This window comes from Paenibacillus sp. XP01, assembly GCF_057364885.1.
This window is the reverse complement of the sequence record NZ_CP139481.1, coordinates 1,329,478-1,341,475: the sequence shown is the minus strand read 5'-3', so window position 1 is coordinate 1,341,475 and position 11,998 is coordinate 1,329,478. Positions and strand designations below refer to the sequence as shown.

General features: G+C 53.4%; 11 protein-coding genes. 3 read left to right on the top strand and 8 right to left on the bottom strand.

Translation table 11 applies throughout. From position 1 onward, the window contains the following. Nucleotides 1-56 precede the first annotated feature (56 nt). From SNR34_RS06015 to SNR34_RS05980, 8 genes are all read right to left on the bottom strand, one after another. The gene (locus tag SNR34_RS06015) at nucleotides 57-980 is read right to left on the bottom strand and encodes a hypothetical protein (RefSeq protein ID WP_486181420.1); all 924 of its coding nucleotides are present in this window, start codon (nucleotides 978-980) and stop codon (nucleotides 57-59) included. Between the two features lie 403 nt (nucleotides 981-1,383). Beyond that, entirely contained in the window at nucleotides 1,384-3,234 is a 1,851-nt protein-coding gene (locus SNR34_RS06010) for a DUF4127 family protein (protein ID WP_486181419.1), read from the bottom strand. 476 nt (nucleotides 3,235-3,710) lie between these two features. Next, the gene (locus SNR34_RS06005; RefSeq protein WP_486181418.1) at nucleotides 3,711-4,385 is read right to left on the bottom strand and encodes a VOC family protein; all 675 of its coding nucleotides are present in this window, start codon (nucleotides 4,383-4,385) and stop codon (nucleotides 3,711-3,713) included. Nucleotides 4,386-4,417: 32 nt separating this feature from the next. Next, entirely contained in the window at nucleotides 4,418-4,870 is a 453-nt protein-coding gene (locus tag SNR34_RS06000) for a VOC family protein (RefSeq protein ID WP_486181417.1), read from the bottom strand. Between the two features lie 68 nt (nucleotides 4,871-4,938). Then, nucleotides 4,939-5,505 (bottom strand): NADPH-dependent FMN reductase, encoded by a 567-nt coding sequence (locus SNR34_RS05995; RefSeq protein WP_486181416.1) that lies wholly within the window; start codon nucleotides 5,503-5,505, stop codon nucleotides 4,939-4,941. A gap of 231 nt (nucleotides 5,506-5,736) precedes the next feature. After that, entirely contained in the window at nucleotides 5,737-6,465 is a 729-nt protein-coding gene (locus SNR34_RS05990; RefSeq protein ID WP_236415342.1) for a response regulator, read from the bottom strand. Further along, nucleotides 6,462-8,153, bottom strand: a complete 1,692-nt coding sequence (locus tag SNR34_RS05985; protein WP_486181415.1) for a GAF domain-containing sensor histidine kinase — start codon at nucleotides 8,151-8,153, stop codon at nucleotides 6,462-6,464. Before SNR34_RS05985 ends, SNR34_RS05990 begins: the two co-directional genes overlap by 4 nt. A 92-nt stretch (nucleotides 8,154-8,245) precedes the next feature. Further along, nucleotides 8,246-8,728 carry an ArpU family phage packaging/lysis transcriptional regulator gene (locus tag SNR34_RS05980; protein ID WP_236415345.1) on the bottom strand — a complete coding sequence of 161 codons (483 nt, stop codon included), beginning with the start codon at nucleotides 8,726-8,728 and terminating at the stop codon, nucleotides 8,246-8,248. Nucleotides 8,729-9,107: 379 nt separating this feature from the next. Between SNR34_RS05980 and SNR34_RS05975 the strand changes: the two genes are divergently transcribed. The 3 genes from SNR34_RS05975 (at nucleotide 9,108) to SNR34_RS05965 (ending at nucleotide 11,996) form a co-directional block, all read left to right on the top strand. Continuing rightward, nucleotides 9,108-9,554 (top strand): XRE family transcriptional regulator, encoded by a 447-nt coding sequence (locus SNR34_RS05975; protein WP_236415405.1) that lies wholly within the window; start codon nucleotides 9,108-9,110, stop codon nucleotides 9,552-9,554. Between the two features lie 42 nt (nucleotides 9,555-9,596). Beyond that, nucleotides 9,597-10,013 carry an ImmA/IrrE family metallo-endopeptidase gene (locus SNR34_RS05970; RefSeq protein ID WP_236415347.1) on the top strand — a complete coding sequence of 139 codons (417 nt, stop codon included), beginning with the start codon at nucleotides 9,597-9,599 and terminating at the stop codon, nucleotides 10,011-10,013. A 180-nt stretch (nucleotides 10,014-10,193) separates the two neighbouring features. Next, the gene (locus tag SNR34_RS05965; protein ID WP_236415349.1) at nucleotides 10,194-11,996 is read left to right on the top strand and encodes a 5'-nucleotidase C-terminal domain-containing protein; all 1,803 of its coding nucleotides are present in this window, start codon (nucleotides 10,194-10,196) and stop codon (nucleotides 11,994-11,996) included. Nucleotides 11,997-11,998 lie beyond the last annotated feature (2 nt).

Genomic DNA, 11,998 nt, shown 5'->3' with positions numbered 1-11,998 from the left:
TATTGCGTGCCTGATCCGCTGCGCATTCATGAAGCTGAAGTCCCTCGCCACCGGGACTATTCCAGCACGCGTTTGTGATGAATTGCCTGCATCAGCGGTGCATCTGCCACAGATCGGCGAATGCGCTGCTGGAGCGTCAACCGGATCTGACCGTTCAGGTAGGCATCTGCCTGCAGGTCCGCGGAGACTTCATCCACAGTCGCGTACCGCTTATCACCCGCAATGGACAAAGGAATGCGCGCCTGTACGCCAAGCTGCTCCACCAGCCGGGTAACGGCAAGCCGAGTCTCTTCTCCCCCCGATGCCAAGACGTGGCCGATCCATTGCTTGCGCAGTTCCAGTGCATTCGTCCCTGACGCAGACGTGCTGCTTCCAGCCAGCCGCCACAAAACGGTTCGGTTCTCGTAGCCTCGCGGCCATACATCCGCATACACCGCCCAATCCTTGCCAAGCTCTTTGCTCGTCCAATCCAGCATCGCCTGCATCCACGGATCAGACGAAATAGCCGGAGCGTGATCGGCCGGTTCCGGCACGTAGACGGCGAAGCGCAAGCTGCGCGTAATCATGCCGGAGGCCTGATCGATACGGTCGCATTCCCGCGAGCCGACATAGATGCAGGTGAACGCGCCGCCCTCGTCATCCTCAAGCCGTGCCTGATGCAAAGCTGCGATCAGCTGCGCTGACCAAGCCTCCACCTGTTCCGCGCCTCCGTCTTCCGGACGGGCATAAGGGTAAACGTGGATGATACGCCGATAACCCGCCCAGGCCGACTTCGGCACCTCCTCGGCAAAAGCAACCACCGCGCAAGGTCCGCTTAACACTTCTCCCGGGGCCGGGATATCCCCGACACGACCGTTCCAGGCAGGAATCTCCTCCGCGAGTCTGCGCTTGAGGGTTTGCCTGATTCGTGCGCTCAACGAGCCGACGTTTCCCGTATCCATGGATCCCGGGTTGCCTGCTGTATATGCTGCATCGCTCATACTGTATTGCATGTCTGCATGCGTTTTCTCCCCTTTCGGCTGCCGATTTGGCTTAATCCCCATTGCGCAGCAACAAGGGGCATTGGAGGCTCACTCCTTGCATTGGTTTGGTACCGGATCAATAGTTAGGCAACCTCACCGCATGAAAAAGACCAGCCGCCGGCTGGTCCTCATACTTAGCGTATATGCTTTCGGTGGTGCCCGTTTGCTATTGATCCGATAATACAATCTTACACCGTTCCGTTCCTAGCGCGGATGGTGTTCCGTCCGACTTCCGTGCGGATTCGGCAGGCGGATCGGCGGAAAAAAGACGACGCTTTGCGGAAGGGGAAAATCGATATTATGATCAACCAAAAAAAAGAACCCGTCTCCCGCAGTATTGCGGAAAACAAGGTTCTTGGGTTTACTTCAGCTTGGCCTGAGGGCTTAACGTAATTTCGAACGCACGCCACCAGATAAAATCCGGATTGTCGTATGCCAGCTCCGTGCGGAGATATTCCGCATAAAAAGCGTCGCCATGGCAAATTCGGAAGATGGCCTTACTTCCGGCGGCAAAGGCCGGCTTGGCTCCGAGCGCTGCCGTGTGCGTCTGCATCAGGTCGCGCAGCAGCCGCTGCAAATACGCGTAGTCCTCAGCCGAATTGAACAGAAGCATGTTCTGGTCCGATAACGTCGCCACATTGGTGTACAGCGCATGCGCTCTGGAATAGGTCCGGATATCGGCGATGGCTACCGCCTTGTAATAGTAATCTTTTAGGAAACGTTTGAAGAGCAGGGACCCTTGCGCATCCATCGCTTTGGCCAGCGCCCGCGGATGCGACTCTGTGGTCAAAAAAGCGTATCGGGACTGTCCCATGCCCACGGCCATGCCGATTTTGTTGCCCGGCGTGTTCCATGCGCTGTAACCGAGCAGTTTCCCAGTATGCGGCGAATCCAGCAGCGCTTCGGCTACAGCCGGATTCGCCGGCCCCTTGCCCACGAAATCGATCACGAGGGTCGGTACACCCTTTTCGCCGTTCAAAGCAAGATGGGCCATGGCCTCTTGAATCCGATTTTCGGCCGTGATCGCAATAATCGAAAGATCGGGATACCGATGCTTCGCCGTTCCCGCGCTTTGGCCGGTCATCCGATCCAGTTCGCTGTCTACGCTGAATCCGTCCGTTTCGTTACCCGGATTACCGACTCCGCTCTCCCTGGTTACGCTTGCGGCGGCCGTTTCCGTTTCTGCCTCAACCTCGGGAGAAGCGGAGTCTGTCACCAGCTTGCCGCCGACAATGTCCACATGCCGGACCAAATTTTGATGCACGTCCATGTATTCATACGTGTTGATGATCGTGGAGCCGTGCGGGCCGTAATACGTGACGCCATAGGTTGTCTTCTTTCCCCTGCGATGAAGCTGGTTCGCCATGCGGGCGACAAGGGAATGCCCCAGTCCATCCGCGTCAGGCAAAATGATGGCGCGTTCCGGGTTTTGCCCGTCGATTCCGCCCAGCCATTCGTTAATGCGCTGCTCCACATAGCGGATTTCATTGATTTGCACACCCTGCGTGTTGGCGTCGTCTACGCCGACCGCAAGGAAATCGATATATCCCTCACGTGCCAAACGTTCCAGAATGTAACGATTGCTTTTGAATTTATGCTGTCTCGTGTTATAGTATCGGGATTTGTCAAAATAGGTCGTGTCCCCATACTCCACGCCGTCCGGCGACACGTTGTACCCTGCGATAATATCCTCGAACGCCGTGAACGCCTTGCGCGGCTGCTGCATTAAGGTGCGGGACTCATTATAGGCGTCCAACGTCAAACCATCCGCAAAGGACGTCGTCGCCAGCCGCATGATCGTATCCATCACGTAAACGGGCTTGCGTGGATACTTCTCCTTAATTTCCCGGATTACGTCCAGCAGCGCTGTCGTTTCTGCATCATAATCCGGGTAATTCGCCCCGCCGTGGTCGCGCAGCTGACGACTGCCAATCAATCCGCCATAGGCCAGCATATCGGCAGAAATAACGAATCCGTCGGCCGCTGCCGCATGCTTTCGGATAAAATCGCGAATTCGGGACGGTTTGCCGTACGTCGGGGTCGATGTACCAAGCAGCATCGTTCCATCCACGCTTTTTTCCGAGTCCAGCCGATTTTCAATATCGTTCAGGTTCGGTGCAACGATATGGAGACCGGCTGCTTTTCCTTGTACGATGACGTCATCCAGATTTGCCGGACGATCATCGAGCGGAACATACACTACTGTTTTCATATCATGAAACCTCCTGTCTATATAAGTTGAACGAATGATTTCTACACGGAGCCACTACGTGGTCAGAACCATCTTCCGATCGCTGTTATCCCCAGATTTTTTTGATTCCCTTTGTTCAAGGGGAAAATCCGGTGATAAACCCATGCTTCCGATGCAGCTTTCTTTCAGAAAGCTTTTAAACGAACGCTTCGCTTCTCCAGATTCGTTCTGCCCTCTCCGTTATCGTGTAAAATGTGTAGTTCAACTTATATAATCAATATTTTCTTCTATTACTACCCGAAAAGCTAAGGAATGCCTTCATCCCTGCCGATCGGATAAATCCATCTTACCTTTTTTCCGCGCTGGCGCTGCCGCTTTGACGCCTGAATTGTGCACGAATATCGTCGGGGGCAAGTCGGAAAAACGCAGGATTTTGCATAAAAAAAGGAGGACCCCTGCTTGACGAATCAAGCCGTGTCCTCCCTTTTCCACCTATTTTATTTTTCGATCGTCCGCTGTTCCTTCAGCTGCTGCCAGCTTCCCAGATGCATCGCGCCCACACCTCGAATGGTCACGGTCATTGGAAAAATTTGCGCCGGCTTATCGGAGAAAAACCAGATGCGTTCCTTTTTCACCACGATGAACAAACCATTGACGTCCCCGATCGGTGCGAAGGTATCGCTCCACTCACGCCAAGGCTCCAATCCCTGCCGACCGAGTTCGAGCACGGATCGGGATACGTCTTCGCTCACCAGCCCAATCTCGCATACGCTAACCAAATCCCCTGCCCCGAAGGCATGATCGCTTTCGTTCAGAACCGTATGATGCGCGATCAGCTCCAGAATATTGCCGGAAGGGTCCTCAAAGTACAAGGAATGGGAGTTCCAATTGACGGAATACGTTTCATCCCGGCCCTCGTGAACATTCAGCGTCGTACGCTCCGAGATCCAAGCCTTCGCCTCGCGGAAGCGGTTTGACGGAATCATCCAGGCGAAATGGTAAAACGGCTCATAGGCCGCCGGGCTTTCCACGAAAACCATGCGCGTCCATCCAATTTGCAGCGAAAACGAATCCGACGTAATCGTCACCGCCGGCAGGCCAAGCACGTTTTCGTAAAAATGCCGCATTTCTTTCATATGTGCCGTATATAACCGGACTTCTTCAATAATCATGCTGTCTCCTCCTCATCGAATGTTGTAAGATTTCAGCGTCCGTGCATTCGCTCCCATTTTTTCCAGGGCACCATGCCCAGCTCGGGTTTGGCTTCGTCAGGCAGCATCGAGATGAATTCCAGCGAATGGCCGTCCGGGTCTGTAAAATATACCGATACGGCAGGCATCCAGCCGAATACGTAGAGATCGCCGATATCATCCTCCAGGAAGTTACGCGTTTTGATGCCCCGGCCTTCCAAATAATCGACTGCATGTTTCATGTCCTCGAGCGATACCTCAAATGCAAAATGCTGACGCAGCACCTTGGACGGGTCCTTCTGCCAAAGTCCCAGCATCGCCTTGCCTTTCCCGCCGATCCAATAAAAGCTTCTTCCCCGCTCGGGCTGCCCGTAGGCAAACGTCAATCCAACGACCTGCTCATAGAATCGATGGGACCTTTCCAAATCGGTTACGTTAAGATGGGTTTCAAAAATGCCTTTAATCATGGGATCCCTGCTTCCTCGTATAATTTTGTCATCAAGATCTTCGGTCAATTTGCGAGATTTACCTTATATCATGGTTTCTGATCCGGATTCAGCGCCTGCGCAAGCTGCAGGAACGAACCGACGACGCGCTGCACACGTTCCTCAATGTCCGAACTTGCTTCGTATTCTTCATATCCGTCATAGGTCGCCTCAAATCGTCGCCGCTGCGAACCCCCGATCGAGATCCATTCCGGCGCATTAATGCCGTGCAGATTGCGGACGATGGCTTGCAGCTGCAATAAGGAGCTGACGCCTACCGCCCCGCCGGATGAACTGATGGACAGGACCGGTTTGCCGCTAAAATAGGACTGACCCAGATGATCAAGCGCGTTCTTGAGCACGCCGCTAATGCTGCCATGATACTCCGGCGTAGCCAAAATAACGGCTTTGGCTTCCAGCATGCGGCTTTTCAACTCGGCGACATGGGTGTTGTCCTCCATTTTATCGTCCGGTGCGTAGAACGGAAGAGGTGTTTCGTACAAGTTAAACAGGACGGCATCATGCCCTTTTTCACGGATCAATTGAGCCGCATACTCCGCCAAACGCGTACTGGTTGCATGCTTTCGGTTGCTGCCGGTGATGACCAAAACGTTCATATCACTCACTCCTTCAAGTTCGAGGCAAATTGGATGTTTAAATCTCGGTTTTTTAGGTCTTTCATGTTGCTTTATGCCATTCTTTCTTCTTATTCTACAGTCAACAACGCTTTCGGATCGTCAGTATATGGATGTAACTTTCCACACAAAAAAACTCAACCTCTCGGTTGAGCTTGGAAAAATTCTACGACTTTGGTCGTAGTTTATTGCGGAATCTGCCCGCCTAACGCGTCAGTCCATCCACCCGTTGCGAACAGCCAGCACGGCAGCCTGCGTGCGGTCGGCCAGACCCAATTTATCCAGCAGATGGCTGACATGGGTTTTTACCGTTTTTTCCGTAATGACCAGCCTGGCGGCGATGTCCCGGTTATTCATGCCCTGCGCGATCAATGCCAATACTTCGCGCTCGCGCCGGGTGAGAAGACTCAGGCCGTGATCGGCTTCTTTGCTATCCATCGCCGGTTTGGCCGGGAAATCCGCTGCTTCCTGAACGTTAGGCTGAACAGGCAGCGATCCCGCCCCGTTCATGGGCACCTCGGAAGAAGCGAGCATATGCATGATCTGTTCCGCTGCAGCCGGATGGAGCTCGACCTTGCCTGCATGCACGTTTCGTATGGCTGCGGCCAACTGCTCCGGCTCGATGTCTTTCAACAGGTACCCTTTCACCCCGGCTTGTACCGCAGGCACGACATGATCCTGATCCGAAAACGACGTAAGCACAATGATCCTGCTCTCCGGCACATCGGTCCGCAAACGGGCTGATGCTTCAATTCCGTTCAATCCAGGCATGTGCAAATCCATCAACACCACGTCCGGACGGAGCAGGCCCGCCTGCTCCAAGGCACCCAAACCATCTGCCGCTTCGCCAACCACTTCCATGTCAGGCTGCGTGGCCAGAAACAGGTACAGCCCCCGGCGCACCATTGTATGATCGTCCGCAAGCAATATTCGAATCTTCATCGATGTTCCTCCTGACTCAGGATCGGTTCGGGCGGAAGAGGAATGACCGCTTTCACCGAAGTTCCCTTGCGCGTCGAACTGGTCAGCTCCAATCGGCCGCCGAGCGACTCGGCCCGTTCCCGCATGATGGATAGACCCAGCGATCCCGGCGGTTGCCCGCCACGCCTTTTGGCCCCGCCGTTCCCCTTATCCTTAATCGTCAGCATCACCTGTTCCGCGTCCAGTTCCAGCCTAATGTCGACAGCACTTACTCCGGCGTGCTTGCGAACGTTATTCAGCGCCTCCTGGCCGATGCGCCATAACCCTTCCTCGATGCTGCGCGGCATGGATCGCATACCGGTACAGCTGGCGCTCACAATCAGCCCCTGCCCTGTGCCATATTCGCGCAATGCCTCAAGCATCCCGCGCTCAAGCCCGGCTGGCCGGAGCTGCAAAATCAATGCCCGCATTTCCTTCAGTGCCTGCCTGGACAGAGAGCGGATATCTTGCATGGCGTCTCGGATGAGTACCCACTCAGGCGAGTCGGGCAGCATGCTCTCCGCCCCCTGTGCCGTCAGCGACAGCGAAAACAGCATCTGGTTGACCGAATCATGCAAATCCCTGGCCAGTCGGTTCCGTTCCTCCAGCCGAGCCAGCTCGCGCCGCTGTTCGGCCAGCTTCATTCCTTCCCATGCGGTTCCGATATGGTCCGCGAGCGCCTCCAATACCTCCAGGTCGGCCTGTACATCGTCATTCAGCGTATCTCTGCCGATCACCAGCAATCCCTTCTCCTCCGACGCTCCGTATGTAACAGGAGCAACCGCACCTGCTCTAAGTTCAGGCAATGCGGCCTCCAACGCACCGCCGGCTCCAATCGCGACAATCTCCTCTTGGCTTAGCACGGCTGAAGTCTCGCGTTCAAACATGCCGGGAAGCATATCCGCCTCCGATTCCAACAAAAGGCGTTTCCGCAGACGCATGCCTGAACCGCGAACATAATCGGCCTGGATAATAGAATCTTTGCTCTCCCGGACAAGAAAAAGGATCATGGGCCAATCGTAATATTTTCCGATCAGCCGGATGGCGGTTCCGGCCAGATTTTCCGATCCTGCGGCTTCGTTTATGACTTGTCCCATGGCATTGCCGAACTCGCCCAGCTTGGAATACAGGTCAGCCCTTCGCTGCTCTGCGCGATATAATCTCATCCGTTCCAGCGCGCTGCCGATCTGATAGGCCACCGCCTGCAGCAATGCGAGCTCGCTATCGCTGAAATGCGCCTTGCCCGGTGCAGCAACGTTCAGCAGTCCGAGCAGCTTTTCCCCCGATCTCAGCGGTATGGTCGCATGATGCGTGATGTCCTGCGTATCTCCCCATGCATGCAAGGCAGCCTTCTCCAGCCGTTTGCAATTCAGGATGTTGACGGCGTTGTCCAGGCGGCCGTCCCAAAATCGGTTAACGCACCAGCAGGTACCGCAGCGCATCGGTTCCCCGCCGCGATATTTAAGCGCAGGCGGCACATGCTCGTCAGAGATGCATTGGTAGCTGCCGCGCTCCCCGATGAGAAATACCCACCCGGCAGTCAATCCGGTCAATTCAAGCAGCTTGCCTACGACGGTATCCATCATCGCTCCAAGATCATTCGATGTGTTCAGCGTCTCGGCAATCGTCTTGAGCGTGTACATTTCCCTGATTCCGGCTTGTTCCGACATTTGGCTTGCTCCCTCCCATCTCCGCGAGTAATCATTCCATTATTGTATACAATCGGCGGAGGTTAGGGAAGTTCCCGCAGCACCGGCAGCGGTCACCCGAGTTTCTTGCGTTCCGTGCGGGATGAGGCCAGCGGATCCATGTTGATCAGGCCGCGGTCAGCCAGCGCGAGCGCCATTTTATAGAACGCACGCGTGCGGATTTTCGTATACGTATCTTTGCTTACGGGCGGATCGAACACGTGGTTGTACACCTTGTAATCAAAAACATCGTCATCCTTCATATATCTTTCGGTCACGAGAATTTGTTCCTTTTCGCTCAGCCTTGAAACAATCGTTTCGATCGTATCGCAGTATGCCTGCCTTGCCCGCCGCACGTCCACGTTATGGATCGCCGTTCGGGCCGTCGAATCGCCCGTAACATTGGTTGCGCCATGAAATCGAGCCGTATAACTGGCCGTCACCATCGCCTCGCGCTCCTCAAAAGCGACCGTTTTATAAATGCGGTATTTTTCCAAAGCCGCTTCCACCGCGGCCTGCGTTTTCCGTCGATCCAATTCAGGCAATGTCATTTCCATATTCGTTCCCTCCTAGTTAACCTCTCGAATTAGAGTTCTTCTGTTCCACCATGAATGCAACACCCAAATTCCGGCGATTTCATTGCCTTTTGGAACACGGCATAGGTCGCCCGTTCCGGTGAAATCGCACTACACAAACAGGGAAAAATAGCTTATAATTTACATTGTGTTCGCATATTGTTCGTATTTCTATTTGAGAATACCACTTTCTGGAGAGCAGAGTAAACCCTCATATCCGTTCATTTTGCAGACATAACTAAAGCCATTCTCTCGTTTTCTTTGCCTTTTGGCATCAAAATATCTTATTCCTTTACCTTAAGGTATAAATGCGTTATATTATTTGCAACAAATGATTCCCTATATAAAAGGAGTGGCATGAATTGTGGAACACGCATTTGGTCCGTACCTTAAACATCTCCGGGAACAGCAAGGGTTCAGCATCAACCAACTCGCCGATGCCGCCGGCATTAGCAATTCGCAAATTTCACGAATCGAGAACGGCGTCCGGGGCGTTCCCAAACCTGCAACGATTCGCAAGCTCGCTGACGCGCTATCGGCATCCTACCCCGACATGATGCAAAGAGCAGGATATATCGAAGAAACAGGCTCTGTTCCCGGAATGGCCGATGCACCCGAGTGGGCAACCTACAAGGACCGCAGGGATTTCAAAAAGATGCTGGAAGAGGAAGATGATCTGATGTTCGACGGCATTCCGCTCGATGCCGAAGACAAAAAGCGAATCAAGGACGTGCTTACCGGGCTATTCTGGGAGGCCAAAAAAATGAACAAACGCAAGAAGCCAAACGAGCCGGACGATCGCCAATGAAGCACTGCACCCTATACCAAATCCTGCGGCAGGTGGTTTGATATGGATGACATCGTAAACAAGCTGATTCGAAAACACCGGACGAACTGCCCGTTCAGCATTGCCAGGGCCTTGGGCATACAGATTCGGTTCACCAATTTGGGAAAATCGACCAAAGGGCTCTACTTCCGAAAGCTGCGGCGCAGATTTATCGTCATACACAACGATTTGCCTCCGGAATGGCAGCGTTTCGTATGCGCCCATGAGCTGGGGCACGACCGTTTGCATAAGGGAATCAACCGCTTTTTCCTGGAGGAGCATTCTTACTTTGCTCCCGGCAAACTGGAGAGGCAAGCCAACCGGTTTGCCATCGCCTTGCTGACTTTTGGAACCACCCCCGAGCCGGATGAACCGCTCGAAAAATTTTGTCTGCGTACAGGCTTGCCCCGTGAAGCGCAGCATTTTTTTCACCCACATTAAGAACATACGGTCTCCATTTTCCAAAATAATGACTGCCGGTCGATAAAGGCGGACAGATGTCATCTTCAGGTTATGTATTTTTACGCAAATCGCGAGATTTCCTTAATATAGTCTGTTAAAATATGACGTGAGCCGGGTCCGGCTTAGTAGATTATTATTTTGGGGAGGGTACGGATTCATATGAAAATCTGGAAGACTTACGTTTCACTTCTGCTAACGGTATGTTTGCTGTTTGGCAGCGTAAGTATTGCCGCGGCTGCAACGGACACAACTACCGGCACGGGCAAACACATTACGATTCTACATACGAACGACACGCACGCGCGTGCTGTTGAAGCTTCACCGGCCATGGGATTTGCCAAAGTTGCGGGCATTGCGGACAAGTATCGCAGCGAAAATCCCAACACGCTTCTGCTTGATGCCGGCGATGCCGTTCACGGAACAACCTTCGCCACACTGGTCGAAGGCGAGAGCATCGTCAAAGTCATGAACGAAATAGGCTATCAAGCCATCGTTCCGGGCAACCATGAGTTCAATTACGGCTCCAAGCGTCTGCTTGAGCTGGCGGATATGATGAATTTCCCGATGATCAGCGCCAACGTGAAGAAAAAAGACGGAACTCGTCTGTTCGATCCATACATCATCAAGGAAGTGGACGGGGTCAAAATCGGGATTATCGCCCTGACCACGCCGGAAACGATGTACAAAACAAATCCGAAAAACGTGGAAGGGCTCGATATTACGGACCCTGCTGCCGAAGCAAAAGTGCTTGTGAATGAAATTCGCGGCAAAGTGGATGTCGTCGTTGTGCTGGGCCACCTTGGACAAGACGCTTCCAGTACGGATACAAGCTTCAAAGTGGTAAAAGAAGTGCCTGGCATTGACGTATTCATCGACGGACACAGTCACACCGTTCTGCAGGACGGCCTCGTATCCGACCATGGAACGCTGATTGCAAGTGCCGGTGAATACACCAACTATGTAGGTGTGATCGATCTGTGGGTAGACGGCGGCAAAGTGACGAAAAAGCAAGCCACGCTGATTGACGAAACCGAAGCCAAAGACATCAAACCCAATGAAAAGGTAGCTGCTCTGGTCAGCTCCATCCAAAAAGAACAAGAGCCTATCCTTAAAGAAGAAGTAGCGAATACGGCGGTACACCTGGACGGCGAACGTGCGCAAGTTCGCGCAGGCGAATCCAATCTGGGCGACCTGCTCGCCGATGCGCTTCGCGACGTTGCCCAAGCAGATATTGCATTGACCAACGGCGGCGGAATTCGCGCTTCCATCAAAGAAGGTACTGTAACCAAAGGTGACATCATCACCGTTCTTCCTTTTGGCAACCAAGTCGTATCGCTCGATGTCAAAGGTGCGGATATCCTTGCAGCACTGGAAAACGGCGTAGCCTCTTATCCTGAGCCAAGCGGCGGCTTCCCGCAAGTATCCGGAATCAAGTTCAGCATCGATGCTTCTGCGGATAAAGGCAACCGCGTTCACTCCGTGACGGTAGGCGGCAAAGCCCTTGATCCGGAAGCTACTTACAAGCTGGCTACCAATGACTTCACAGCGGTAGGCGGCGACGAGTACACCATGTTCACCAAATATTCCATCTCCGGCATGTACGGCGCAATGGATGAAGCATTGATCAACTACATGCAAAAGCTTGGCGCGGTAAATATCAAAACCGATGGGCGTATCAAAGAAGAAGCAAAAGCTCCTGCCGTGGAGCCGGAAAAACCGGCAGCGCCAGAGCCTGCTCCGACCGAGCCTAAACCAGAGCCGACGAAACCGCAACCAAGCAAACCGGAAACACCAGCCAAACCGGCACCAGCGAACGTATATGTCGTTAAATCCGGAGATACCCTGTACTCCATCTCCAAGAAACACGGCACAACTTGGCAAGCTCTGCAAAAACTGAACAGTCTCAAAAACCCTCACTGGATTTATCCAGGACAAAAACTGAAGCTGCCTGCGGCTTCTTAAGA

Coding starts and splice junctions, on each gene's coding strand:
- SNR34_RS05990 (WP_236415342.1), bottom strand. CDS start 6,465: ATGAAGATTCGAATATTGCTTGCGGACGATCATACAATGGTGCGCCGG.
- SNR34_RS05985 (WP_486181415.1), bottom strand. CDS start 8,153: ATGTCGGAACAAGCCGGAATCAGGGAAATGTACACGCTCAAGACGATT.
- SNR34_RS05965 (WP_236415349.1), top strand. CDS start 10,194: ATGAAAATCTGGAAGACTTACGTTTCACTTCTGCTAACGGTATGTTTG.
- SNR34_RS05980 (WP_236415345.1), bottom strand. CDS start 8,728: ATGGAAATGACATTGCCTGAATTGGATCGACGGAAAACGCAGGCCGCG.
- SNR34_RS05970 (WP_236415347.1), top strand. CDS start 9,597: ATGGATGACATCGTAAACAAGCTGATTCGAAAACACCGGACGAACTGC.
- SNR34_RS06010 (WP_486181419.1), bottom strand. CDS start 3,234: ATGAAAACAGTAGTGTATGTTCCGCTCGATGATCGTCCGGCAAATCTG.
- SNR34_RS06005 (WP_486181418.1), bottom strand. CDS start 4,385: ATGATTATTGAAGAAGTCCGGTTATATACGGCACATATGAAAGAAATG.
- SNR34_RS06015 (WP_486181420.1), bottom strand. CDS start 980: ATGAGCGATGCAGCATATACAGCAGGCAACCCGGGATCCATGGATACG.
- SNR34_RS06000 (WP_486181417.1), bottom strand. CDS start 4,870: ATGATTAAAGGCATTTTTGAAACCCATCTTAACGTAACCGATTTGGAA.
- SNR34_RS05995 (WP_486181416.1), bottom strand. CDS start 5,505: ATGAACGTTTTGGTCATCACCGGCAGCAACCGAAAGCATGCAACCAGT.